Below are 24,259 nucleotides of genomic sequence, written 5' to 3'. Positions count from 1 at the left end.
ACAGTCACCTACGTAGATATGATTCTGCTACTGGCTGGTGAAATATAGTAGCGAGATGCTACGACGACGGGTGGCGATGCCTACTCGACGGAAGTGCGGAGCTACCAGCCAGAAGTTCGGAACTACCTGGCAGAAGTACGGGGCTACCCCCGATCGAGATCGGAATTCAGACGGATCTGGTGATCGTTGGGGAGAAATACGTTCCTACCGCACCGAATCTCGATGACGAAAACCGGTGGACGGGCCGTGAGTCGCTCGGCGTGCAGTTCACAGCCGGACGGAGGGCTCGGCGCTCGTTACTTGCCCCAGAACGGATCGCGTTTTCGGTGTTTCTCGAGATACATGTTCAACGCCTCGAGTTCGTCGCCGGGGATCTCCGTCGTGAGTTCCTGTTCGAGGATCTTCGCGTGTTTTTCGGGAATTTCGGTCCAGAGTTCGTCGTCTTCGTTGATCTGGCGGCCGACGGTGGGGCCGTCGATGGCGACCGAAACGCGCTCGCCGGCGCGAGCTTCGTCGACGTCTTCGCCCTGCTCCTGGATGCCTTTGACCTGACCGACGCGCTCGGGTTCGTTGCCCTCCCACTTCACGACGAAGGTGTTGTTTTGCAACGTCCCCGAATTCACCTCGACGCCGACGACTGCGGGATCGTTCTGGCGGAAGACGTGATCTGGAAGAATCCGGAACCGGGCGGGTCTGGTGATGTTCTCGAGGATGGTGTCCTGCTGGGCGCGCTCGAGTTCCTCGACGAATCCGGTGTACTCCTCGACAAGCTGGTAGATGACTTCGTCGGTGAACAGCCGAACGTCGTCGATCTCGGCCCGCTGTTCGGCGTCGGGGAGGACGTCGACGTTGAACCCGAGGATGACGCGCTGTTTGGGGTCGTCGGCGGTCGAGGCGACGGAAATGTCGCGCGGGGCGACGTCGCCGACCTCGGCGCGGACGATCGGCACCTCGGCTTCCTCGAGCGCGTCGGCCATCGCCTCGAGGCTTCCCAGGGTGTCGGCTTTGACGACGACGCCTTGCTCCTCGGTGTCGACGGCGATGTCCGCGAGTTCGGCTTCGACCTCGTGGACGACCTCCTCGAGGTCGCGGTCGCGGACGACGCGGACGGGTGCGCCGGCCATCGCGTCGTCTAAGTCGGGGGCGGCGATCTTGATCCCGGCTGCGGCGCCGACCTCGTCGACCTTCTCGAAGCGGCTCTCGGTCCTGATCTCGGCGAGTGGGCGGGGCTGTAACAGGGCACGGACGTCGGTGACGATCGGATCGTTCGTCCCGCCGACGACGACCTCGTCGTCGGTGCGGATCGTCCCGTCGTAGAGGACGGTGTCGATCGTGGTCCCGAATCCTTTCTCGTCTTTGACCTCGAGGACGGTCCCGACGCCGGGGCCGGCGACGTCGATCTCCATCGCCTCTTTCATGTACCGCTGGGAGAGCCCCATCATGACCGCGAGGAGGTCGGGAACGCCCTCGCCGGTCATCGCGGAGACGGGGACGACGCCGACGTTGCGCTGGAAGTTCTGGACGCGCCAGTAGAGGTCCGCGGAGAAGCCCTCGTCGCTCAGGTTGCCGATGATCTCGTAGAGACGGGTGTCGAGGTCGGAACGAACGCGGTCGGACTGTGATTCGTAGGTCTCCATGATCGGCTCGCCCTCGGTCGGGTTCCAGCCCGGCACGGTGTCGACCTTGTTCGCAGCGACGATGAAGGGCGTGTGCGAGCGTTTGAGGATGTCGAGCGCCTCGAGCGTCTGCGGCTGGAAGCCGTCGTTGACGTCGACGACGAGGATGGCGATGTCGGCGAGCGCCCCGCCACGCGAGCGGAGCGTGGTGAACGAGTGGTGCCCCGGCGTATCGATGAACAACAGCCCGGGGAGGTCGAAGTCGTCTGGGTTGACGAGCTCGCCGGCGATCTTCGAGACGACGTCTAAGGGGACGGCGGTGGCGCCGATGTGCTGGGTGATGGCGCCTGCTTCACCCTCGATGACGGCCGAGCCGCGGATCTTATCGAGGAGACTGGTCTTTCCGTGATCGACGTGTCCGAGGACGGCGACGATCGGGGTTCTGAGAGAGGCTGGGTCGCGTGTGTCCGTGTCCGACATGGTAAACCACCAGAGAAGGTCTTACCTGGAACGTCCGTAGCGCAGTAGTTAAACCCATCGTCACGGCCCACAGATCGTGGTCTCGTCGAACCTCCACCCCGGTTCGTCACCGTCGATCGCACCCGAGCATCGTCTCCGATTTGTCTGACGTTCCCCGTGGTGTTTAATACCGATTAGTAAGTACGGGAAGTCATGGGCAACATACTCGCCGAAAATCTCTCGGGGAAGTCCGTCATGGGATCTGACGGGACTGAGCTCGGGATGCTCTACAACATCACGATGGACGTCAAATCCGGGAAGCTCTACGATCTGGTCGTCGAGCCAGACGACGGAATCGCCACCGAGTCGGTCGACTTCGAACAGGACGAGTCGGGCCGCTGGCTCGTCTCCGTCAGCCGCGTTCAGGCCGTGAAGGATTACATCGTCGTCCAACGCTAACCGTATGCACGTTCTCGATTCGTCGGCTTTTATTCACGACTATCACACGACAGCACAGACTGCGACGATCCCGCTCGTCCGCGAGGAACTCGAGGGAGAGAGCGTCTACCGGTACGACGCGATGGAGGGGTCGGGGATGCACATCCACATCCCGAACGGCGATACGATCGAGACGGTCCGCCGCGCGGCCCGCGAGTCGGGCGACCTCGAGGTACTCTCTGACACCGACGTTCGTCTGGTCGCGACGGCGTTCGAACTCGACGGCCACCTCGTGACGGACGATTACGCGATGCAGAACGTCGCCGAGAAGCTGAACGTCGACGTCGAGTTCATCGCCCGGGAGGGCATCGAGGAACAGTTCGACTGGCGATTCCAGTGTCAGGGCTGTGGCCGCGAGTTCGACGAGTCGAAAGAGCGGTGTCCGATCTGTGGCTCGGACGTCGAGCGGAAGAACCCGACGTAACCGACGGGGCGTCTGCGTCGCTCACACCGTCGCGAAGTTGATCCCGAAGATGAGAGCGTTGTACACCCCGTGGACGGCCGCCGGGATCAACAGATTCTCCGTTCGCTCGTAGATCAGCCCCAGCAGGAGCGACAGTACGAAGACGAGTCCGAGACTCGAGAGGATCGCGCCGAAGCCAGCGGTCGCGTAGGCGAGCAGGTGGACGGCCGCGAAGACGACGCTCGCGACGACGATCGCACCGCCGCGGGAAAAGACGCCGTACATCGACTTCTGGATCACGTTCCGGTAGAGCAGCTCCTCGAACGGGCCGATGATCAACAGCGCGAACGGAATCGAGTAGAGCAACAGTTCGGGGTTCTCCTGGCCTTCCTGGATGCTCGAGTGCTCTGCGGCGTCGACGCCGACGACGGTCATCACGATCGAGACGGCGATCGCGACGCCGAACAGCGCGACGATGCCGCCGACCCCCCACGCCAGGTCCCGAAGCGTCGGCATCCGGAGGTCGATGAACGACCGGTCGAGATTCTTGACGTAGAGAAAGCCGGCGGTGACGACGACGATGCCGAGCCCGAAGCTCAGGTAGCCGAGGACGCTTATCAGGAGCGTTCCGGGTTCGTCGACCAGTAAAAATACCGGGATCGCCAGCGGAAGGACGGCGATCTGTGCCGCGACCAGTCCGAGAACGCCGACGATCGTCAGCTGAAACGTCAGCGCGGTCCGTCGTTTCAGTCCGCTGTTCGAGATGCCTGCGTAGTCGGCGATGGCGATCCCCACGCCGCAACCGGCGGCCAGGAACGCGACGAACACGCTCGCGATCGTCACCGAACCGATGGGAAGCGAGACGGATCCCGTGATTCCCTGGTTCAGCGCGTAGCCGGCGAGAAGGACGAGTGCGAGAAGGCTGCCTGCCGTGAACGGCGCACCGACGGACCGATCGACGAACCCGTACCGTCGGCCCAGAAACGTGGCGACGGCGACGACACCGAGGGCGACGGCGATCGGAACGACCGCTCCGTCGACTCCCTGGCGGAGTGGAACCAGCATTCCCGCCACCGCAATGGCGGCGAGGACGAACCCGACGGCGACGACGGCGTCACCCTCGAGCGAGTCGTCGCTCGTCCGGGCGTGCTCGCTCATAGGTGATTGTTCGGCCGAACGATAATAGGGGCTCCGGAACCACGGTCGCCGGGGCGGCGTCTCATACAGCCCACTGACGGTTCCTAACGGCTGGATGAGAGCCAGTCGTCAGCGCTCGACGCGCAGCGTCGTCTTCTCGGCGACCGCGTCGGCCTCCTCGAACTTCCCACCGCCGAGCAGGCCGCGGGTCGCCTTCTTCGCCCACTCGACGGCCGGCTGGTCGAAGGCGTTCACCCCAGCGAGTTCGCCCGCCAGGACGCAGGCGGCTTCCATTCCGTAGAGCAAGCCGCCGAGTTCTGACGCGTCGACGCGCTCGAGTTCGATCCGGACGTTCGGCCGGCCTGCGGCGGCGAGGCTGGCCTCGGTCGCCTCGAACTCCGCCTCGAGCAACTCGCCCAGTCCCGTCCCGCCGAGGTAGGCGAGGTCGTCGACCTCGGTCTCGGGGATCGTCACGGCCGCTCGCTCGCGGGGGACCACGAACGAGACGAGCGTGTTCCGGGGGCCGGCCCGGTAGAGCTGGAGCTGGGAGTGCTGGTCGGTCGCGCCGAGGGCGCGAACCGGCGTCTGGCCGAGGCCGTCCTTACCCAGGCTCTCGGCCCACAGCTGGGCGAACCACTCGGCGTAGGTCTCGAGCGATTCGGCGTAGGGCATCATCGCGTTCACCGACGCGCCCCGGGCGGCGAGCGCGTGGGTCGTCGCGCCGTAGGCGTAGGCTGGCGTCTCGAACAGCGAGCCAGAGAGCGTCTCGGCCTCGGCTCGGGCGCCCTCGAGCAGCGCCTCGAGGTCGCCCCCACCGACGGCGGCGGCGACCATGCCGACAGCCGAGAGTGCCGAGAAGCGGCCGGGCACGCCGTCGGGGACGGCGAGCTGCGGCAGGTCGTGGCGCGCTGCGAGGTCGGCCAGCGGACCGGACTCGCCCGTGGTAACGATCGTCCGATCGGTCCAGTCGACGCCCGCCTCCTCGAACGCCTCGCGGACGACGAGGAAGTTCGCGAGCGTCTCTGCCGTCGTCCCCGACTTCGAGACGACGTTGATTGCCGTCTCCTCGAGCGGCAGCGACGCGAGGCGGGCGCGCACCCACTCGGGGTCGACGTTGTCGAAGTAGACGGCGTCGACGTCGGTGCCGAGCGCGTCCGTGATCGTCGCCGCCCCGAGCGCGCTGCCGCCGATGCCGACCGTGACGATCGCGTCTGCGTCCGCGACGGGCTCGACGGCCGCCCGGATCTCGTCGGGGTCGGTCCGGTCGGGCAGGTTCAACGCGGCGTAGCCCTGTTCGTCGTCCGCGCGTCCGGCCTCGATGCGTTCGTGCGCGACCGCGACGCGCTCGTCGAGGCGCTCGAGCGCGTCTCGCGAGACGCCCGGCGAAGCGACCTCGGCCAGCGCGTTTCCGATGTCGACGTCCATGTGCGAGAGGGCGGTCGCCGGCGGTAAAGCCGTTCCGTCACGCGTCGGTTCGCGCGAGGATCCGCTCACACAGCTCGCGAGCCGTCTCGAGGTGTGCGTCCGCCTCGTCGTGGCCCGTCCGGCCCGCTTGCGCGAGCAGGTGACGAACCTGTTCGACGCGCGTTCTCGTGGTCGCCTCGTCGAGGTCGCTCGTCGCGACGTCGCCGGCGATCGCCTCGGCCTCGCCGAGCCAGCGGTTCGCCGTGCGGTCGATCGGGAGCTCGGCAGTGGCTGCGAGGTGGTCGTGGAGTCGTCGTCCCAGCTCGTCGAGGTCGGGGTCAGAGTCGGCGTCGGCCATGTGGTCACGGACGAGCGCGACCGCCGTGGTCGTTATGCTCGAGGAGCCGGCCTGCCGTCCGAACCCGGAACACGTTGGTACCATGGTCCCCTACGGCCCTGTATGTCAGACTGTTCGTTCCTCTCGGGGCTCGAGCTCGACGACGACCAGGTATCGTTCGACGAGGGGCGGCGAGAGAGCCACGGCGCCGACTGGGGGGCGCAACGGGCGGGCCGGGTGGTGCTCCCCGACGCCGTCGTCTACCCGGAGTCGGCGGCGGACGTCTCGGCCGTGCTGGCCGCCGCGACCGACCACGGGGTGCCCGTGACGCCGTACGCCGCCGGGTCGGGACTCGAGGGCAACGCCGTCCCCGCTCACGGCGGGATCAGCCTCGATCTGACCCGGATGGATTCGATCGTCGACTATCGCCCCGACGACTTCCAGATCGACGTCGGTCCCGGCGTCATCGGCGCGGCCGTCGACGAACACGTCGCCCGGGACGGGCTGTTCTTCCCGCCGCTGCCGTCGTCGGGCGACATCTCGACGGTCGGCGGGATGATCGCGACTGACGCCAGCGGCATGAAGACGGTCAAGTACGGCGAGGTTAGCGACTGGGTACGCCGGCTGGAAGTCGTCCTCGCCGACGGGACGGTCCTCGAGGCCGGGACGCGAGCGGCCAAGAGCTCGAGCGGCTACAACCTCAAAGAGCTGTTCGTCGGCAGCGAAGGGACCCTCGGCGTGATCACCGAGGCGACGCTCGAGCTGTCGGGCCGACCCGAACAGATCCGCGGCGGGCGGGCGATCTTCGAGACGCTCGACGACGCCGCCGAGGCGATCTCCGAGACGATCCGCACGGAAGTCGACGTGGCGACGATCGAACTGCTCGACGACACGAGCGCGACGATGGCCAACGCCTACCTCGACACCGACCTTCCCGACGCCCCGATGGTCTTTCTCGAGTTCCACGCCAACCACGGGATCGACGAAGAGATCGCCCTCTGTCGGACGATCTTCGAGAGCCACGACGTCCTCGAGTTCGAGATCGCTGCCGACGAACGCGAGATGGACGAGCTCTGGCGCGCCCGGCGAGAACTCGCGTACGCGGCGACGAGCTACGATCCCGATCGGGTGCCGATCCACCCGGGCGACGTGACGGTCCCCATCAGCGCCTATCCGGAGATCGTCCGCTACGCGAAGGGCCTCGAAGCCGAATACAACCTCGTCATCCCCTGTTTCGGCCACGCGGGCGACGGCAACCTCCACTACACCGCCCTGATCGACCGCGACGATCCCGAGGAGGTCGAACTGGGCGAGGAGCTCTACGGCCGGATCGTCCACCGGGCGATCGAGCTCGGCGGGACGGCGACGGGCGAACACGGCGTCGGCGAGGGCAAACAGCGCTATCTCGAGCCCGAACACGGCGAGGCGGCGGTCGAGACGATGCGCGCGATCAAGCTGACGCTCGACCCGACGGACACGCTGAACCCGGGGAAGCTCTTTCCCGAGACGGTCGACGGCGGACGGCTCGAGCGGCCGCCGGAGTGATCGAACCGACGCCGTCAGGCGAGCGGTAACTCGACCGTAACGATCGTTCCCCGGGGCTCGTTGTCCTCGAGGGAGACCGAACCGCCGTAATCCGTGACGAGCGAGTCGACGAGGTAGAGTCCGAGGCCGCCATCGTCTCCCCTGGCCGGCTCGAAGACGCGTTCTTTGTACCGATCCATGATGCCCGGCCCGTTGTCGGCAACGCGGAGCACGGCCACGTCCGCATGCGTCTCGAGGGTCACGGTCACCTCCGGTCGGATCCGATCGTTGTGCTCGACGGCGTTGTCGACGAGGTTGTCGACGACGACCGAGAGGATCTCGTCGCCGTGGATGACGACGTCCGGTTCGATTGCATGCTCGAGTTCGACGCCGTCGTAGGCCTCTCTGCTGGTCTCGAGTTGGCGCTCGAGGAGGCGCGAGAAGTCGACGGTGTCGAGCGTCGCCGCCCCATCCGCTCGGTCGACCAGCACCTGTGCGTTCTCGACGAGCTCCGTAATCTGGTCGCTTTTCGTCTGGATCTTTCGTGCGTTGTCGACTGGGGCGACACCGCGTCGCCCCTCGGCGATGCCCGTCGCGTACCTGTCGATCACGTTGACCGCGTTGCGGACGTTGTGACGCAACAGGCTGTTGAGAAAGCTGAACGAGTCACGTGCCCGCCTGATCTGCTCGACCTGGTGACGCGAACGCATCTCGTACATCCCGATGAGCAATCCGGCGTTCGCCCCGATGCCGGCGCTCACCAGCAGGATGAACAGCGGATCCTCGATCGTGACGCCGACCATCAACTGGTAGAAGATCGGCCAGAACGTCAGCGAGAGCGCGCCGATCAGGCCGGTGAAACACCAGATCGCCACCCGGAAGACGAAGTCGGCCTCGAGTTCGCTCCCGACGAGCCAGTAGCCGCCGTAAACGAGCCCGACCGAGAGGACGACGATGAAGAGAAAGCCGAGCGGAAACAGCCAGGCCGGCCCCTCGAGGTAGTACTGCTGGGTCGTGACGTAGCCGACGTACAGTCCGAGGAGTACGACACCGAGACCGGAGATCACGACCGAGCCGCCGTCCCAGTCGTAGAGGGGAGTTACCATCGTACTGTCCAGGAGTTATTCCTGATACTAATGTATTACCAACGCGAATATGGCAGACGACGGTCAGGACGGCCTCTGGAGCCGTTCGGCGTCCTCGGCCGTCTCGAGCGTCGCCTGGAGCTGGCGATCAGTCGTGGACCAGGACGTCGAGCACCGTCGGCCCGCTGGACTCGAGCGCGCGCTCGAGGGCGGGTCCGATTTCGTCGGGCGTCTCGACGAGTTCGGCGTCGGCGCCGTGGCTCGTCGCGTTTGCGACGAGGTTTACTGGGGGCTCGAAGTCGAGCCCGGTGAGGTCGTAGTCGTCGGCGTCGCCGCCTTTGAGCTTCGCCGCGTTCTCTTTGAGGATGCGGTAGTTGCGATTGTCAGAGATCACGACGGTGAGGTCGACGTCGTGTCGGGCCGCCGAGTAGAGCGTGTGCGGGTAGTAGAGGTACGAGCCGTCGCCGATGAAGCCGATCACGTTCCGCGGCTCCTCGCGGTCTCCCTCGGCGATGGCCGCGCCGACGGCCGCCGGGAGGCTGTAGCCGAGGCCGCCGCCCTTGTTCGAGATCAGGCCGTACGCGTCGAAGGGCCAGTGGGTGAGCAGGGCGTACTTCGAGGTCACGCCCTCGTCGACGACGTACGCATCCGGCGCGACCGCGTTGAGTTCCTCCACGAGTCGGGCTTTCGACGCGCGCGTCTCGCCCTCGGTGGGGTCGCCCTCGCCGACCTGCTCGAGCGTGTCGGCGAGGGCGACTTTCGTCGCCCGAACCCGTTCGAACCGCTCGTTTCGAACGTCCTCGTCGAGCCGCGCTTCGACGCGGGCAGCGAGGTCGGCGAGCGCCTCGCCTGGATCGCCCAGGACGGCCGCGTCGGCAGGCTGGTTCTTCCCGAGCTCCCACGCGTCGTCGCTAACGTGCACGTACGTCGCGTCCGGCGGGAATAGCTCTCCCTCGTGGCGAACGACCGTGGTGTGCGTCGAGCAGCCGACGAACACGAGCGTGTCGGTCGCCATCAACATCGACGCGAGTTCCTCGTCCGGCGGAACGTGTGAAACCCACAGGTCGTGGTCGGCAGGGAAGCTCACCTCACTCGAGAGGATCTCCCCGTGGACGCGCAGTCCGGCTGCCTCGGCGAGGTCGACCGCCGCTTCGACCGCTCCGGCGCCGGCCCGGGCGACGCCGTCGCCGACGACCATCGCCGGGCTGTCGGCCTCGACGAGGGCGTCGGCCGCGCGCTCGAGTTCGGCCGCGTCGCCACGTCCGGCCGTCGGGATCGAGCCCAGCCGTTCGGGTTCGGCGTCGGTTTCGGCCATCGTCACGTCGAGCGGGAGCGAGAGGAAGACCGGCCCCGTCGGCGGCGTGAGCGCGACCCGGAACGCTCGACGCAGCATCGCCGGCAGCGTCTCGACGTCGAGCACCTCGGCGCTCCACTTGGTGAACGGCTCGGCGGCCGCGACGGGATCGCCCGAGAGGATCGGCTCCTCGTGGCGGAAGTCCGTGCTGTGGTTGCCCGCCGTCACCACGAGCGGCGCGCCGGCCATCTTCGCCCCGTAGAGGTTCCCCAGCCCGTGTGCCAGCCCCGGCGTCAGGTGGAGGTTGACGACGCCGACGGGATTGCACGCGGTGACGTTCGATCCCGCCACGCCGTCGGCGTCGGCGTGGTAGCGCCGCGTGCTCGCGTAGCCGGCGGCCATCCCGACGGCGATGTCCTCGTGGGGGGCCATGACGTACTCGAGCCCACTCCCGTCGAGTGCGTCGATCACAGGTAGCTCGGTCGTTCCGGGATTGCCGAAGACGTACTCGACGCCGTAGGCCTCCAGCGCGTCGACGAACAGCTCCGCACCGGTGTACCGATTCGTCATACTCTTCTCTGTTATTGGCGCGCTCATCAATGCACTGTCTTCGGCCGATCCTGACCCGTCCACCCCGTCGCCGTACCCGACTGGGATCGCTCGCCGCGGCTCGTGGCACCCACGAACTTATCCGACCGTCCGTGGTGGCCTGAGCCATGGCGCTCGCTCGAGCGGGGTCGGGACTCGAGCCGACCGTGCGAGCCTACCTCTCGCAGGTCCACCCCGTGTTCATGCTGCCGCCGCTCGCGGCCTCGCTGTTCGGCGGCCTGCTCGCCGGCGTCGTCGACCCCGTCCTCGCGTCGATCCACGTCGTCGCGATGTTCGCGGCGGTGTACACCGCCCACGTCAAGGACGGCTACGTCGACTTCTACGTCCGCGACGAGGACGACGACCACCCGATGACCGAGACCGGCTGTCGCGTCGGCCTGGCGGGCGCGACGACGCTCTTTGTAGGCTGCTGCGTACTCCTCTCGCTGCTCGCCGGCTGGGTAGCTCTCGCCCTGACGCTGCCGACGTGGCTGATCGCCTACCACCACGCCCCACAGCTCGATACGAACCCGGTGACGGCCACGACCGGCTACCCGATGGGAATCGCCCTCGCCACCCTCGGCGGCTTCGCCGTCCAGACGGGGACGGTCGCGCTCGTCCCGCTCGGCTTCGCGCTCGTCTTCCTCGTCCTCCTCTCGGGGATCAAGGTGATCGACGACGCCGGCGACTACGCCTACGACCGCTCGATCGAGAAGCGAACCGTCGCCGTCGTCGTCGGCCCCGCTCGAGCGGACGCCGTCGCCTACGGACTGATGGGGGTCGCCCTGGTCGTCGTCGTCGGCTTCGTCGCGTTCGGCGTATTTCCCCCGTCGGCGTCTGGTGCCGCGCTCGCGTTCGCCGTCGTCGCGCTCGTCGCCCGCCGGGCCGAGCCCGAACTCGCGACGATGCTGCTCATCCGGGGCTCATACGTCTTCCTCGCCGTGCTCGTCGCTGCGGTCTGGTTCGAGCCGCTCGCAGGCGTCGTATAATCTCGCGTTCTCGAATGTCGTCCGACCAAACTGGTCAGATGACCACCTCGTCACGGTGAGTGGGCGGCAGTGCTTGCCGGTCAGGAATACGATTATATGTATCCAGTTCCCAAACCTGGTAATGAGCGCACAGCTGAAGAAACCAACCGTACGCGAGTGCGAGCGATGCGGACGGCGAGAACGGTGGGACGCGGAGCTCGAAGCGTGGCAGATCGAACGCGAAGATGGCGAGAGACTGGCCGGCAACCCCCACTGCATCCACGAGTGGGACATCAACGGCACGTTCAACCCCCTCAACGGTCACTGAGACGAATTCCGGTTGGTCCGGCGTAACCGCGAACCGACCGCGGTCGCGCCAGAACAGCCGTTGTTCGCACGCCGCCCCGCTCGATCGCAACCGCTCGCTCGAGGCGACCAGCCCTTGAGCCGTCTGGCCGCCCCGTCGACCGCATCTTTTTCCAGCCTCTCCGTCGTAGCTCCTCGCATGCCCACCGTCTACATCACCGTCCCGCTGCCGGCGGCCGACGAGCTCGTCGAAACGCTGCTCGAGGAGCGCCTCGTCGCCTGCGTCAACCACCTGCCGATCAGGTCGACCTACCGGTGGGACGGCGAGATCCACCGCGACGAGGAAGCACTCTTGCTCGCGAAGACGACCGACGAGGCCTACGACGACCTGGTCGACCGCATCCAGGAACTGCACCCACACGACGTCCCCTGCATCGAACGGTTCGACGAGGATCACGTCCTCGAGTCGTACGCGACGTGGTGTGCGGACGTCGTCGACGCCGAGTAACGGGAGATTCTCGCGCCAGCGGGACGAACACCGGCGCCGAATCGTCCACGTCAGTCCGTGACGCGGCGACTAGCCGAAAAAGCAACCCTTAAAACTCGTGCGCGGGTTCGTTCGGATATGGCTGGAACCATCGAAGTGCTCGTTCCGGGTGGCCAGGCCAACCCTGGCCCGCCGCTCGGTCCCGAGCTCGGACCGACGCCCGTCGACGTACAGGCGGTCGTCAACGAGATTAACGAGCAGACTGCGGCGTTCGACGGCACGGAAGTGCCCGTCACGATCGACTACGAGGACGACGGCACCTACGAGATCGAAGTCGGCGTCCCACCGACGGCGGCACTTGTCAAAGACGAAGCCGGCTTCGAGACGGGAAGCGGCGAGCCACAGAAGGACTTCGTCGCCGACCTCTCGATCGACCAGGTGAAGAAGATCGCCGAGCAGAAGAAACCCGACCTGCTCGCGTACGACAATAAAAACGCCGCGAAAGAGGTCGTCGGCACCTGCGCCTCGATGGGCGTCACCATCGAGGGCGTCGACGCTCGCGAGTTCAAGGCGAAAGTCGACGACGGCGAGTACGACGACGTACTTGCCGAGTGAAACGAGGCAAGTGCCCGGAACGCGAGCTGTGCGAGCGTTCCGACGTCCTGGCTGAGTGAAACGAAGCCAGGGCTCGAAAACGAGCGAAGCGAGTTTTCGTCGTCTTGCCGAGTAACGCGAGGCAAGTGCCCGGAACGCGAGCTGTGCGAGCGTTCCGACGTTCTGGCCGAGTAACGAGAGGCCAGAGCTCGAAAACGAGCGAAGCGAGTTTTCGTCGTCTCGCCGAGCGAAGCGAGGCGAGTGTCCGGAGTGACTGCGTGCATGGCGCCCGCAGCCGGCGTTTCAATCAGACGACGAGCAACAGCGCCGCGTAGCCGCCGGCACCGACGGCGAACGCTCCGAACCGACTCTCGCGTTCCTCGGGAAGCTCTTCTTTGATCACGTTGAGCACGATCCCCCCGGCGAGAAACGCGAGTAGCAGGGCGACCGCGGCCTCGTGAATCTCGAGCAGAAGGCCGACCGCCGCTCCGGCGAGGACGGCTCCCGCGAGCAGCCAGCGGCCGGTTCGGTGGTACGCGAGCTCGTACTGGGCACGGAGCCCGTAGTCGTTGCTCAGCATGTGGAGGCCCATCGCGACCGCGTAGAGCACGAGCCCAGCAGTTGATCCCTCGGCGTCGACCAGGAGGTAGCCGATGAGCCCGTTGTAGGCGGCGAACGAGCCCACGTGGATCCGGAACTGCAGGCGCTCGTCGCCGCGTTCGTCGGTCCCGGTTCGGCTCGCCACACCGTCGCCAGCCGCTCGAGTCCGACTCGCGACGTTCCCACCGTTCCGGGGGGCAGTCGCGTACCGTTCGAGGCCGTAGAAAGCGACGAAGCCGACCAGCGCGAGCAGGTAGACGTGTCGCTCGAGGAGCGTCACCGGAACGGCGACCGTCTCGACGACCGTCCGGGCGGCCTCGCCGACGTCGGGCAGGAGGTGAACGAACACGTACGCGACGGCGACCCCGCCGGCGGCCGACAGCCACCGACTGCGTGGCGACGTCTCGAGCGGAATCCGGTCGGCCACGAGGTGGACGGCGGCCAGACAGCCAGCGAGGACGGCCGGGAGCAGGACGGCCTCCATACCGGGGGTTCGGCCCGATGTGAGTTAATGGCCCGCCACACACGGGCCAAACCGGTCACACGCGAGCGAGCACGTCGAGGTGGTGAGCCACGAGGACGAATTCGCCCCGCTCGAGTTCCCGGCGTCGTCGCTCGACCCACCGCTCGCGAGCCGCCGGCTCGAGCGCCTCGCTCGAGTAGTCTGTGAGCGCGCCGTCGATCGTCTCGAGCAGGTGTCTCAGAAACGCCGCTTCGTCGGCCGGATAGCCCGAGTCGTGGGGGCTGACGAGCCAGTCGGCCCCGCCGGCGGCGAGCACGTCGTGGCCGTGTGCCGGCAGCCGCGTCATCAGCCGACGGCCCGCCCGGCTGCTCCCCGGCTGGTCCCGGAGCTCGTCCATGTGGCGGTGATACAGTCGTTCGATCGTCTCGTCGAGCGGATCGACCGGCGAAAAGGCCGTTCCGCCGTCGAACGTGATCGGGGCGTACAGGACGCCACCGTCCCGGGCGAGCTCCGGAAGCGTCGTCAGCGCGCGCTCGAGGTCGACCACGTCGAGAAACGCCGCAGCGATCACGGCATCGGCCTCGTCAGCGATGGAGAAGGCGTCCGCCGTCTCGAGTGTGACCTCGAGCAGGCATCGATCGTCCCGACGCGCGACGAGCCCGTCTGCCGTCCGTTCGACGGCGTAACCCGCCGACTCGAGCCACGTCGGGAGGTTCGCCTTCGCGAACGCGATGCTCCCGGCGTCGACGTCGACCGCGCGGTAGGAGACGCATGGCGGAAGCGCATCCCACGCCGCGAGGCGAGCGACCATCGCCCCGATTCCGGCGCCGACTTCGACGATTCGGACGGGCTGATCCTGGCCACGTGCACACGCGGCGAGCTCGTCGGCCAAGCGCGACCAGACCCGCCGATTCAGCGCGCGGTCGTCGACGGTGCGCTTGCTCTCGAGGTAGGCCTGTACCGAGTCGGTCACGACGAGTCACCCCCGCTCGGCCTGTCGCGTGCACCCTCGAGTCGCGAGCCGGTCGCCGGCCCCGATCGGCCGCCAGCGCCGGTATCGATGCGTGCACGGAGGAACGAGCGAACGCGATCCATCGTCTCTGCCCAGGTCGGGTGGGCAGCGGCGGTCTCGAGCGCCGCGTGACCGAGGGCGGCCAGCCGGTCCCGATCGGTCGCGAGTTCGGCGACGAGCGCGCCAATCTGCCCAGCGTCGTCGGGATCGACGAGGAAGCCGGCTCGCCCGTCCGCGACGAACTCGCTCGCCCCGCCGACGGCGCTGGCGATCGGGACGACGCCGTACTCCATCGCCTCGAGGTAGACCATCCCGAACCCCTCGTAGCGGGCGGGGACGGCGAGGACGTGGCTGCGCTCGAGGATCGACTCGAGTTCGCGGTTGGAGACTTCGCCGGTGAACGTGACCCGGTCGGCGATTCCGAGGACGGTGGCGCGCTCGACGGCCCTGCGGGCGGTCGCCGGGTCGGCGTCGTGACTCCCGACGACGGTCAGATGCCACTCGGCTTCGTCGCCTGGATCGGATCCGTCGACGTGAGCCAGTCCCGACAGCAGCGTCGAGAGTCCCTTTCGCGGGAGCAGGTTTCCGACGAACGCCACCCGGAGGGGGCCCGACTGGGCCCGCGCTGTCACCCGTTCGGGCGTCACCGCGGCTCCCTCGATCCGGCCGGCCGGCGGCGCGACCAGCGTCGGCACCGTCGCGAGTTCCCGCGTTCGATCGCGGGTGTCCGCACTCGTGCAGACGGCGGCGTCGACGGTCTCGAGATAGCGACGCTCGATCGTCCGGTAGAGCGGCCCGAGTCGCGTCTGTGGCCCACCCGAACGCAACAGGTGGACGAGCGCGACGATCGCTCCCGGCCGGTCGAGCCGAGGATTGTGTCGCCACAGCGACGGGTGGCAGAGCTCGTCCTGCACCAGGACGTCGAACGGCCGGTTCAGCCGCGAGCGAATCGACCGCGAGCACGCGTCACCGAGGTGTCGCGGATAGCTCCGCCACGGGATCGCGATCACCTCGACCTCGTCACCTCGTTCCTCGAGGTGGGAAACGAGCTTCCGGTCGTATCGGAACCCACCCGAGGTTCGATCGAGTCCGCCGTAGACGACAAGTCCGACGTGCATGGCGTCAGTCGAGTCGCCGGTCGTGGGAGACGCGAGCCACGTCGTCTTCGTGTACGGTGACCCGGAGCTCGGTCGCCGTCTCGGGCGCGAGTGACTCGAGCAGTCGATCGCCGGCGATCCGGGCAAGGTGTTCGACGCTCGGGTTCAGTCCCTCGAAGGCGGGCAACTCGTTGAGCGTTCGATCGCGATACCGTTCGACGAGCGCGTCCATCGCGGCGGTCACGTCGTCGATGTCGACGAGGTAGCCGTACTCGTCGAGTTCGGGGCCGCGGAACGTCGCCTCGACCGTGTAGTGGTGGGAGTGGAGTTCTCCCTCGGGACCAGGGTCGGGTACCGTCAGGTAGTGCTGGGCGACGAACGATCGCGAGACGGCGACAGCGTACATGAGCCCGGATACGGATGGCTGGAACGTAAATCCCGGCGGCGACAGGGGCGATCAGAACCATCCTCGTGATCGTGCAATTGGCTGATACGCTTAACCGTTCGCACGGAATGATAGTACTTGCACATGAACTTCCTGTTCGACACCGGGCGACCGTCCGACGACGTAACTGACCGAGCAGCGGCCGAGGAGCCGACCGAAGGGACGAAATCGCGACGGACCAAGCTCCTCCAGGGAGCGACGGTCTTCGTCGTGATGTTCGTCGTTCTCTGGTGGGCGCTGTCTCGCGCCCAGCAGGACGCGGAGTGATCGACGTGCAGAAGAACGTCGGTTCGCCGACCTGACGACGTGCGGGACACCGATCCGATTTCCATGGATCTCTGTCTCGACGATCACTATCACGTCGACGTCGTCGAACCGGACGATTCGGCCTCGCCAGCCGCGGTAGGCGTTGACGTGTGGATGGTCCTCGAGAGCCCGTGCCAGACAGCACGCGAGAAAACCGGTGAACGACAGTGCTGTGCCCGTCTCTTCCCGTCGGTCGTGGAGGCGTGCGCTGACCTCGGTGACGTCGAACTCGACGAGTCCGTGGACGTCGCTTCGCCGGCCGGCCATGCGCATCGCGTCGACGGTCCCGCGTCGCTGGACCGGGAACGGCTCGGTCGTTTCGCGTCCTGATATGGGATTCACTCACCGCCGGGCCGGATAGGCCCTGGCTCGACGACCGAACGGTCAGTCGTACGTCAACAGCACCTGGATCGCGTCTCCGGGTCGCTCCTCGAGCAGCCGGTAGGCGTCGTCGGCGCGCTCGAGCGGGAACGCGTGGGTGAACAGCGACTCGACTGCGAGCTCCTCGAGCCATCCCCAGGCGACCTCGTGGCGTCGCTCGCGCGACCAGCGCCCCTCGTGTTCGGGGGCGATGGTGCTGACCTGGCTGCTTCGGACGTCGATTCGGTCGCGGTGGAACCGGCCGCCGAGGTCGAGTTCGACGGGCTTCGTCCCGTACCAGGAGCCGACGACGACGCGGCCGTCGAACCCCGTCGCCGCGATGGCGTCGTCGAGCGCGTCGGGGTTGCCCGACAGCTCGTAGGTGAGGTCGGCCCGGTCGCCCGTCGTCGACTCGAGCTGATCGCCGACGTCCCGGCGTTCGGGATCGATCGTCCGGTCGGCACCGAACGCCTCGGCGAGCGACTGACGAGACGCGAGCGGATCGACCGCCACGAGGGTCTCCACCGGTGCGTGCGCAAGCAGGGCCGTCGTCAGGAGGCCAACGACGCCCTGTCCGAAGACGGCGACGCGTTCGCCGATCGTCGGTCGGCCGTCGAGGAGGAAGGTGACCGCCGTCTCCACGTTCGCGAGCAGCGTCGCCTGCCGCGTCGGGATCGCCTCTGGGACCGGGACGAGCGCGTCGGGCGGGGCGGTGAAGTGGCTCTCGTGTGGGTTGTACGCGAAGACGCGTCGCTCGAGCCACGCCTCGCTCACCGCCGCGCCGACGGCGTCGACGCGGCCGACCGCGGCGTAGCCGTAGCTGAGCGGAAACGAGAGGTCGTCCTCGAGGGCGTCGATCGTCTCGTCGGCGGGGAGGGAGTCGGGCGCCTCGCCCCGGTAGATCAGCCCCTCGGTGCCGGCGCTGATCGCCGAGGCCAGCGTTCGAACCCGGACCTCGTCCGGGCCGGGCTCCGGGACGGGGCGGTCGCTGATCGCGACCGTGCGTGGGCCCGTAAAGGAGAGGGACCGAGCCGTCACGATCGTCCACCCCGTCGAGCAAGCCGCGAGGTGGGGCGTCGTCGGCGAATGGTTCGAACGTTCACGTCGACTGGAACTTCGGCCGGCGACCACTTGAGTTGTACGCACGGGTCGGCGATCAGCTCGGGTATCGACTGACGGCCAGCCAGTCCCGGCCGAAGTTCAGGAGGAACGGAACCATCACGGCCGTCGTGAGGTACCAGGAGGGTCGCGGGCCAGGAACCGGAAGGAGTGCGAGGCAGATGGCGACCATCGCCGCCGCACCGAGGAGCCGTCTGCCCTGGCTCGGTGGGAGCGGTGCCACCGGCAGCCCGCGACGGCGGCGCAGCCAGGTTCCGACGACGAAGCAGTAGCGAGCGAGCCCGACGGCGAGGAAGGCGATCGGCGCACTGCCGGCGACGACGGCAGCAGTCGCTCCGGCGAGTACCGTCAGGGCGTCCAGTTCGACGTCGAGCCGATCGCCGAGTTCGGTCACCGCGTCGGTCGCACGGGCGACGGCCCCGTCGACGGCGTCGAGCGAGGCGGCGAGCGCGAAGAGTACGCCAGGCGCCCAGACGAGTGTCCCCGTCGGATTCTCGAGGGCGAGAACGCCCGCGAGTACGGCGAGTACCACGCCGCGATGGATCGTCACCACCGTCGCGAGCGTGAGTCGCTGTGGGCCCGCCCGGCGATGTGTGACCTCGATCGTCCGCCGAACGATCAGCACCTCGACGGCCAGCATCACCCCCACGCCGACGAGAAATCGACCGGTCGCCTGCGCTGACCAGTACGACCCGACTGCGACCAGCGCGACCGACCCGACGAGGCCGACCACCACGGCGGCGACCGATCGGCGACGGATGGTGGTCGGGCTCGAGTAGCCCGGGCTGTCGGCTCCTCCGGTCATTTTCGACCACCACCCGACTCGAGTGACTGCTCACGAGTCACGAACGTAGAGGACGACGAGCGTGACGATCAACAGGCCCTGTGCGAGTTTGTCCACGATTTCGGTGAGCGAGAGATCGGCGATGGTCGTCGGCTCGTTCACGACGTACCAGAGGATCACCTGTCCGCCGGTGAACGGGATCCCGGCAAGGTAGACCAGCCGGCGGCGGACGTCGAGGAGAACGAGCGCGATGCCGACGAGAAAGCCGGCCGTCGCGACGAGGAACGCAACTCCCATCCAGTGAGGGAGGAAGCCGACACCGAGGACGAGGTGAACGGCTGCGCTCACGAGGGCGAGAGTAATTGCGAACCAGTGGATCCAGGTGAGTGAATCGGCCTCGAGTCGCTGTGCGACCGGACGCATCAGTGATAGTTCGATCGGCAACGGAAAACGCTTTTCGGCGTCTTCCGCTCGCCGACTGCGTCGGAGGGACGGTTGGAACGACGTCCCGCCACCGACTCCTGTCAGACCTTGTTCGCGGGTGGGACGACCCGTTCGTTCTCCGGATTCACGCCGCGGCCACCGATCGACGCGCGAGCGCCGGCGCCGACGCCGACGATCGCGGCGAGTGCGACGATGGCGAATCCGTACGGGGCAGCGAGCGTGGCGAGCCCAGCCAGAACGCTTCCCACGAGCAACCAGATGGCCCGACTCTCGACGCCGAAGCGTTTGGCGACGTAGCCGCCGACCGCGACGAATCCGATCGCCGTCCACGCGGGGAGAAAGACGGCCCCCACCGCGATGAGTGGGACGGCGAAGATCACGCCGATGCTCGATCCGGCGAGCAGTTGACCGGCGTAGAGGAGCGAAGCGAGCGCGAGCAGGCCCGGGATGCCAACGATCGTCGAGATGACCGGACTTCGGCTGGCCGTCTCGACCGTTTTACGACCGTGCCCTGGCGCGAGCCCGAGAACGAGCACGCCGAGCAGTAACGTCACACCGCCGTTGACTGCGGCCTGTGCTGTGGGGTCGAGCCCCAGGTAGAATTCGACGACACTCCCGAGCGACGCTACGTAGCTGTAGCTGTCGAGTGCCGGGTCGACGACCCAGCTGCTGAACTGCAAGGGCACCATATCCGTATCATCAACGGTCGCAACAAAATATATTTCGGTGACGTATAAAGGTTGAAATATTTGACTGTTAAGGCCATAAACAATAACCAACGGTTGTGTGACGACTGTTGGCCGTCGTGGCCGGGGGCGACGAACGCGACGCGTCGGCTGCCGATCAGCCCCGGACGTGGCGCTCGAGTCCCGAGCGCAAGACGTTACGGAGCGTCTCGCCTTTAACGAGGACGAATCCGGCCAGGATGATGAGGAGTCCGACGATCGCGAGCGAGTCGACCACGTAGCCGAGGATGGCTGCGCTTACGACCATCGCGACGGCCGGTTCGGCGTAGCCGACGAGGTTGACCTGCGTCGGGCCGCTCCGGTCGAGCAACTCGAAGTAGAGCAAGAACGCGAACACTCCAGAGACGAGCGTCAGGTAGAGAAACGAGACGAGCGCCGGCAGCGTCGGCTCGATCGCCGAGACGGATTCGCCACGAACGAGCGCCCAGCCGAGGAGCACGCCGGCACCGAGCACCATCGCCCACGCCTGGAGCGTCTCGAGCGGGAGTCCCGTCTGCAGGGGTCGAAGCAGGACCGACCCGATGGCGAACGCCACGGCCGAGGCGAACACGAGTGCAACGCCGAACGTCAGGTCACCGCCGAGTGACGCCGGCGTCGGCTGGGCGACGGCGACGACGCCCACGAGACCGAGGAGGAGCCCGACGACACCGAGAGTCGACAGTCGTTCGTCGGGAATCACGGCACCGGCGAACGCAGCGGTGAGAATCGGCGTCAGACTCACGATCGTCGCCGCAATCGCCCCTGGGACGTACAGTTCGCCGACGTACAGCAACGCGTGGTACAGTGCGATGACGAACACCGCTGCGACCGCCACGGCGAGCCACTCGTCCCGTCCGTTCGGCCAGAGCCGGTCGGTCACGACGTACGCGTACCCGAAGACGATCGCACCCGCCAGCGCGTACCGCAGGCCGGCGAACAGCAGCGGTGGAACGTACTCGAGGCCGATCTCGATGGCGACGAACGAGGTGCCCCAGCAGAGTGCGAGGACCGAAAAGAGCGCTCCCGTCCGATAGCTTTCTGGAAGTGACGCGTACATCTTCATAGCCAGTTCGAAGGAACAACCTAAGTTTAAGCATTTCTTTAACCACGTCTGTTTTCTCGGGTGTACGATTCAACATATGTGTCTAATTCGAATTGGCCTTCTCAATGGGTTCCATCGTTGTAGAATTCTCCAACCTGGAGATGGTTATTCGAAGCACCCATGTCGGTGTGCGTCGAAAGCGACGCATGGACGAACGCGACGTTCGACTGTTGAAAGCGATCTCCGAGCTCGGAACGGGAAGCCCCGAGGCACTCTCGGAGGCGACCGGCATTCCCGTCTCGACGATCCACTACCGGCTCTCCAACCTGCGCGAGGACGAGATTATCGTGAACGATCGCTACGACGTCGACCTCGAGCGCCTCGGCCTCGGCGTCACCGTCATCGTCGAGGTCCACGCCGACTACCAGGGCTCCTACGAGACGTTCGCCGACCGGATCCTCGAGATCGAGGGCGTCACGAACGTCTACTTCACGATGGGCGAGACGGACTTCATCGTCGTGGCCCGACTGAGCGGCAGCGACATGGTCGAGCGGCTGGCCACCGAGTTCGAGGATCTCGAGGGCGTCGAGCGGACGAACTCGACGTTCGTCATCTCGGCGATCGAAGAACGGGAGGCGCTCCAGAGCTACAGCCTCGAGACGTTACTCGAGGAGCTAGTCGACGACTAATCAGGCTCGGTTCCCGATCTCCTCGCGGAGAACCTGGCTCACGACCTCGCCGTCGGCCTTTCCGCGGAGGGCGCCCATACACTCACCCATGAGTCCCGAAAAGGCCGCCATCCCCTCCGATTCGACCTGTTCTGCGTTCCGTTCGACGACCTCGAGGACGGCCTCGCGGACCTCCGCTTCCGCGACGCCACCGAGCCCCTCCGCCTCGACGGCCTCTGCAGCCTCGAGCGAGGGGTCCTCGGCGAGCGCGGTCAGCAGGTCGCCGGTCGCTTCCTTCGGTACCTCGCCGTCGTCGACGAGCTGCAGGCTCTCGGCGAGGTGATCGTCGGTCAGCGCTGCGACCGGGACGTCGTCGCGGCGCAGTTCCGTGAGCGTCGACTCGAGCGTCGTCGCCGCGAGCGTCGGGTCGACGCCGTCGGCCGACGCTCCGTTCGCGTCGCTCGCGGAGACGCCGTCTCCGACGACGGCCTCGAACAGCGGCATGTGCTGGCCGTAGGCGACCTGCTCGGCGAGGCCGGCGTCCAGCCCGTACTCGGCCTGGTAACGCTCGACTTTTTCCGTCAGGAGCTCCGGCTCCGGAACCTCGCTCGGGTCGGGTTCGACGGGCGGGACGTCCGTCTCGGGGTACATCCGCGCCGCACCGGGCAGCGGCCGCAGGTACCTGGTGGTGCCGTCGTCGTTCGCGCCGCGGGTCTCCTCGGGGACGCCCTCGAGCGCCGACTCGGCCCGGGTGGCGGCGGCCTCGATGGCCGACTCGGCGACCTCGGTGTCGGCGGCGACGATGGCGACGGCGTCGTCTTCGCCGGCCCCAACGCGCTCCCGGAGTGCCTCGACCTCCGCCTCCGTCACGCCGTAGGCCGGCAGCTCGTCGGTGTGGAAGATGCCGCCCGCACCGTGGCGCTTGGCGTGGTCGGAGAACTCGGTGCCGAGCCGGCGGTCGGGTGCGATCTCGCGGCCGACGAGGCCGTCGAAGCCGTAGAGGGGGACGGCCATCACGGCGCCACCCGAATCGAGCGCGCCCCGGATGACGCCGCTGTCGGTCTCGGCGAAGACCTCGCTCACGTTTCGGGGTTCGCCCACGCTCGCCTCGCGGGTCTCGAGTTCGGCCGCGATGTCGACGAGTTCCGCCTGTCGACCGACCTCGGTCCGGACGATGTCGTCGATGTCGTCGAGGCTTTGAACGCCTTTGATCTCGACGCGTGCACCCTCCTCGATCGAGACGTTGACGTCCTGACGGATCGTCCCGAGTCCGCGTTTGACCTTCCCCGTCGAGCGCAACAGCATGCCGATTCGCTCGGCCGCTTCACGGGCCCCCTCGGGCGACGTGATGTCCGGTTTGGTGCCGATCTCGACCAGCGGGATGCCGAGTCGGTCGAGGCTGTAGACGACCCCGTCGTCGGTCTCTTCGACCCGCTGGGCGCTCTCTTCCTCGAGCATGAGATCCTCGATCCCCACCGGACCGTCGCTCGTCTCGATCTCGCCGCCGGTGGCGATCAGCGACGAGCGCTGGAAGCCGGAGGTGTTCGAGCCGTCGACGACGATCTTGCGCATCACCTGCACCTGATCGACGACCGTCATCGAAAGTAGCTGGGCGACCTCGAGGGTCGTCTCGAGCGCTTCCGCGTCGAGTTCGTGTGGCGGCTCGTCGTCGTCCTCGACGAGACACGTCGAGTCGTACGCGAGGTAGGTAAACTCGCGTTCGACTTTGCTCTCCTCGAGGGCGGCCTCGTCGATCTCTCCGAGTTCACTCCGGGTTGGGTGGAGGTAGCGGGTGAACCGACGCGTCGCCGCCTCGGGATCGCGAAGCGTCGTCGGACAGTTACAGAACAGCTTCGTCGCCGTGTCGAGTTGCTGGTGGATCTCCAGCCCGGCGACGAGTCCGAGTTCCTCGTAGTCGTACTCGGTCATTGGCGAGCACTCGGAGTCGGAGGGGTAAAAAACCGTCCAGTCTGTCCCGTCGGTCACTGACTCGTTGGAAGCGTGTCGGGCGAACGACGCTTGCGGGAGGCTGTGTGGGGGCTGAAACGATCGGGGCACCTGCTCGATTCGCCACGAGCGGACGGCTACCTGACGTTCAGATAACGATGTCGGCGCGGGTCGGTGTCTCCGGTCGGACGGATCGCGTCGGTGCCTGCCGTTTCCGCGCCAACGTATTTGCGTTCGGCTGACGGCTATTCCAGCATGGCCGAACAGACCAGTGACACCCAGGACGTCTCACGAACGGAGGCCGCCGAGTTACTGCAGGAACTCGCCAGCGAACTGCGAGGCGACGGACACGCCGACGTGCGGGTCGGAAACAAGATGCTGACGCTGTCGCCGGCGTCGGTCGTCGAGTATGCCATCGAGGCCGAAGAGCGGTCACCAATGCTCGGGAGCCCTCACGAGGAGATCACCATCTCGCTCTCCTGGACGATCGAGGACGGGGAGGACGTCTAAATCGCGTCCGCTGCCGATCTCACACTCGAGGGACGCG

26 protein-coding genes and 1 pseudogene are annotated in these 24,259 nt (G+C 66.9%); 10 read left to right on the top strand and 17 right to left on the bottom strand.

The features are described from left to right. Positions 1–296 precede the first annotated feature (296 nt). The gene (infB, locus tag NMQ09_RS12115; RefSeq protein WP_255190839.1) at positions 297–2,096 is read right to left on the bottom strand and encodes a translation initiation factor IF-2; all 1,800 of its coding nucleotides are present in this window, start codon (positions 2,094–2,096) and stop codon (positions 297–299) included. Positions 2,097–2,288: 192 nt separating this feature from the next. On the opposite strand from infB, the gene NMQ09_RS12110 reads away from it, so the two are divergent. Both NMQ09_RS12110 and NMQ09_RS12105 read left to right on the top strand, forming a co-directional pair. After that, on the top strand, positions 2,289–2,534 hold the full coding sequence (locus tag NMQ09_RS12110; RefSeq protein WP_255190838.1) for a PRC-barrel domain-containing protein: 246 nt from the start codon (positions 2,289–2,291) through the stop codon (positions 2,532–2,534). Between the two features lie 4 nt (positions 2,535–2,538). Beyond that, entirely contained in the window at positions 2,539–2,997 is a 459-nt protein-coding gene (locus NMQ09_RS12105; protein WP_255190837.1) for an NOB1 family endonuclease, read from the top strand. Positions 2,998–3,018: 21 nt separating this feature from the next. Here NMQ09_RS12105 and NMQ09_RS12100 read toward each other — a convergent pair whose 3' ends face one another. The 3 genes from NMQ09_RS12100 to NMQ09_RS12090 all read right to left on the bottom strand — a co-directional run bounded on the left by NMQ09_RS12100 (position 3,019) and on the right by NMQ09_RS12090 (position 5,959). Continuing rightward, positions 3,019–4,134, bottom strand: coding sequence for a CPBP family intramembrane glutamic endopeptidase (locus NMQ09_RS12100; RefSeq protein WP_255190836.1), 1,116 nt, complete (start codon positions 4,132–4,134; stop codon positions 3,019–3,021). Positions 4,135–4,242: 108 nt separating this feature from the next. Continuing rightward, positions 4,243–5,538, bottom strand: a complete 1,296-nt coding sequence (locus NMQ09_RS12095) for a glucose-6-phosphate isomerase (RefSeq protein ID WP_255190835.1) — start codon at positions 5,536–5,538, stop codon at positions 4,243–4,245. Between the two features lie 37 nt (positions 5,539–5,575). Beyond that, a complete protein-coding gene (locus tag NMQ09_RS12090; RefSeq protein WP_345781263.1) occupies positions 5,576–5,959 on the bottom strand; it encodes a DUF8152 family protein in 384 nt (127 codons plus the stop codon). An 18-nt stretch (positions 5,960–5,977) separates the two neighbouring features. Between NMQ09_RS12090 and NMQ09_RS12085 the strand changes: the two genes are divergently transcribed. Next, on the top strand, positions 5,978–7,399 hold the full coding sequence (locus NMQ09_RS12085; protein ID WP_255190834.1) for an FAD-binding oxidoreductase: 1,422 nt from the start codon (positions 5,978–5,980) through the stop codon (positions 7,397–7,399). A 14-nt stretch (positions 7,400–7,413) separates the two neighbouring features. Here the strand turns inward: NMQ09_RS12085 and NMQ09_RS12080 are convergent, their stop codons facing one another. Both NMQ09_RS12080 and NMQ09_RS12075 read right to left on the bottom strand, forming a co-directional pair. Continuing rightward, positions 7,414–8,484 carry a sensor histidine kinase gene (locus NMQ09_RS12080; RefSeq protein ID WP_255190833.1) on the bottom strand — a complete coding sequence of 357 codons (1,071 nt, stop codon included), beginning with the start codon at positions 8,482–8,484 and terminating at the stop codon, positions 7,414–7,416. Between the two features lie 127 nt (positions 8,485–8,611). Next, positions 8,612–10,327 (bottom strand): thiamine pyrophosphate-binding protein, encoded by a 1,716-nt coding sequence (locus tag NMQ09_RS12075; RefSeq protein ID WP_255190832.1) that lies wholly within the window; start codon positions 10,325–10,327, stop codon positions 8,612–8,614. A 146-nt stretch (positions 10,328–10,473) separates the two neighbouring features. On the opposite strand from NMQ09_RS12075, the gene NMQ09_RS12070 reads away from it, so the two are divergent. The 4 genes from NMQ09_RS12070 (at position 10,474) to NMQ09_RS12055 (ending at position 12,721) form a co-directional block, all read left to right on the top strand. Further along, on the top strand, positions 10,474–11,334 hold the full coding sequence (locus NMQ09_RS12070) for a UbiA family prenyltransferase (protein ID WP_255190831.1): 861 nt from the start codon (positions 10,474–10,476) through the stop codon (positions 11,332–11,334). Between the two features lie 121 nt (positions 11,335–11,455). After that, the gene (locus NMQ09_RS12065; RefSeq protein ID WP_255190830.1) at positions 11,456–11,641 is read left to right on the top strand and encodes an HEWD family protein; all 186 of its coding nucleotides are present in this window, start codon (positions 11,456–11,458) and stop codon (positions 11,639–11,641) included. A 177-nt stretch (positions 11,642–11,818) separates the two neighbouring features. After that, entirely contained in the window at positions 11,819–12,127 is a 309-nt protein-coding gene (cutA, locus tag NMQ09_RS12060; RefSeq protein WP_255190829.1) for a divalent-cation tolerance protein CutA, read from the top strand. Positions 12,128–12,244: 117 nt separating this feature from the next. Beyond that, positions 12,245–12,721 (top strand): 50S ribosomal protein L11, encoded by a 477-nt coding sequence (locus NMQ09_RS12055; RefSeq protein ID WP_255190828.1) that lies wholly within the window; start codon positions 12,245–12,247, stop codon positions 12,719–12,721. A gap of 286 nt (positions 12,722–13,007) precedes the next feature. On the opposite strand, the gene NMQ09_RS12050 is transcribed toward NMQ09_RS12055, so the two are convergent. The 4 genes from NMQ09_RS12050 to NMQ09_RS12035 are packed head-to-tail and all read right to left on the bottom strand — an operon-like array spanning position 13,008 to position 16,278. Continuing rightward, the gene (locus NMQ09_RS12050; RefSeq protein WP_255190827.1) at positions 13,008–13,784 is read right to left on the bottom strand and encodes a hypothetical protein; all 777 of its coding nucleotides are present in this window, start codon (positions 13,782–13,784) and stop codon (positions 13,008–13,010) included. A 55-nt stretch (positions 13,785–13,839) separates the two neighbouring features. Continuing rightward, positions 13,840–14,736, bottom strand: a complete 897-nt coding sequence (locus tag NMQ09_RS12045) for a class I SAM-dependent methyltransferase (protein WP_255190826.1) — start codon at positions 14,734–14,736, stop codon at positions 13,840–13,842. Continuing rightward, on the bottom strand, positions 14,733–15,893 hold the full coding sequence (locus NMQ09_RS12040) for a glycosyltransferase family 4 protein (protein ID WP_255190825.1): 1,161 nt from the start codon (positions 15,891–15,893) through the stop codon (positions 14,733–14,735). Before NMQ09_RS12040 ends, NMQ09_RS12045 begins: the two co-directional genes overlap by 4 nt. A gap of 4 nt (positions 15,894–15,897) precedes the next feature. Further along, positions 15,898–16,278 (bottom strand): 6-pyruvoyl trahydropterin synthase family protein, encoded by a 381-nt coding sequence (locus NMQ09_RS12035; protein ID WP_255190824.1) that lies wholly within the window; start codon positions 16,276–16,278, stop codon positions 15,898–15,900. Between the two features lie 123 nt (positions 16,279–16,401). Here NMQ09_RS12035 and NMQ09_RS12030 point away from each other — a divergent pair, with 123 nt between their 5' ends. Next, positions 16,402–16,584 (top strand): hypothetical protein, encoded by a 183-nt coding sequence (locus NMQ09_RS12030; protein ID WP_255190823.1) that lies wholly within the window; start codon positions 16,402–16,404, stop codon positions 16,582–16,584. A gap of 75 nt (positions 16,585–16,659) precedes the next feature. Here the strand turns inward: NMQ09_RS12030 and NMQ09_RS12025 are convergent. The 6 genes and pseudogenes from NMQ09_RS12025 to NMQ09_RS12000 all read right to left on the bottom strand — a co-directional run. Then, a pseudogene (locus tag NMQ09_RS12025) lies at positions 16,660–16,890 on the bottom strand (2-oxo acid dehydrogenase subunit E2); the annotation flags it as partial. Positions 16,891–17,007: 117 nt separating this feature from the next. Beyond that, on the bottom strand, positions 17,008–18,021 hold the full coding sequence (locus NMQ09_RS12020; protein WP_255190822.1) for a zinc-dependent alcohol dehydrogenase: 1,014 nt from the start codon (positions 18,019–18,021) through the stop codon (positions 17,008–17,010). A gap of 118 nt (positions 18,022–18,139) precedes the next feature. Then, complete coding sequence (locus tag NMQ09_RS12015; RefSeq protein ID WP_255190821.1) at positions 18,140–18,907, bottom strand: CDP-alcohol phosphatidyltransferase family protein; 768 nt, start codon at positions 18,905–18,907, stop codon at positions 18,140–18,142. A gap of 30 nt (positions 18,908–18,937) precedes the next feature. Further along, positions 18,938–19,309, bottom strand: a complete 372-nt coding sequence (locus tag NMQ09_RS12010) for a DUF7475 family protein (protein ID WP_255190820.1) — start codon at positions 19,307–19,309, stop codon at positions 18,938–18,940. 101 nt (positions 19,310–19,410) lie between these two features. Continuing rightward, complete coding sequence (locus tag NMQ09_RS12005; RefSeq protein ID WP_255190819.1) at positions 19,411–20,019, bottom strand: hypothetical protein; 609 nt, start codon at positions 20,017–20,019, stop codon at positions 19,411–19,413. A gap of 154 nt (positions 20,020–20,173) precedes the next feature. After that, entirely contained in the window at positions 20,174–21,118 is a 945-nt protein-coding gene (locus tag NMQ09_RS12000; protein ID WP_255190818.1) for a DMT family transporter, read from the bottom strand. A gap of 185 nt (positions 21,119–21,303) precedes the next feature. Between NMQ09_RS12000 and NMQ09_RS11995 the strand changes: the two genes are divergently transcribed. After that, positions 21,304–21,786 (top strand): Lrp/AsnC family transcriptional regulator, encoded by a 483-nt coding sequence (locus tag NMQ09_RS11995; RefSeq protein WP_255190817.1) that lies wholly within the window; start codon positions 21,304–21,306, stop codon positions 21,784–21,786. Here NMQ09_RS11995 and gatE read toward each other — a convergent pair whose 3' ends face one another. Then, entirely contained in the window at positions 21,787–23,694 is a 1,908-nt protein-coding gene (gene gatE, locus NMQ09_RS11990; protein WP_255190816.1) for a Glu-tRNA(Gln) amidotransferase subunit GatE, read from the bottom strand. Positions 23,695–23,967: 273 nt separating this feature from the next. Between gatE and NMQ09_RS11985 the strand changes: the two genes are divergently transcribed. Then, complete coding sequence (locus tag NMQ09_RS11985; RefSeq protein WP_255190815.1) at positions 23,968–24,222, top strand: amphi-Trp domain-containing protein; 255 nt, start codon at positions 23,968–23,970, stop codon at positions 24,220–24,222. Positions 24,223–24,259: the final 37 nt, after the last annotated feature.

The sequence above is a fragment of the Natronobeatus ordinarius genome (genome assembly GCF_024362485.1).
GTDB classification, from domain to species: domain Archaea; phylum Halobacteriota; class Halobacteria; order Halobacteriales; family Natrialbaceae; genus Natronobeatus; species Natronobeatus ordinarius.
The sequence above is the reverse complement of the archived record's forward strand: the minus strand, read 5'-3'. Positions and strand labels throughout refer to the sequence as shown.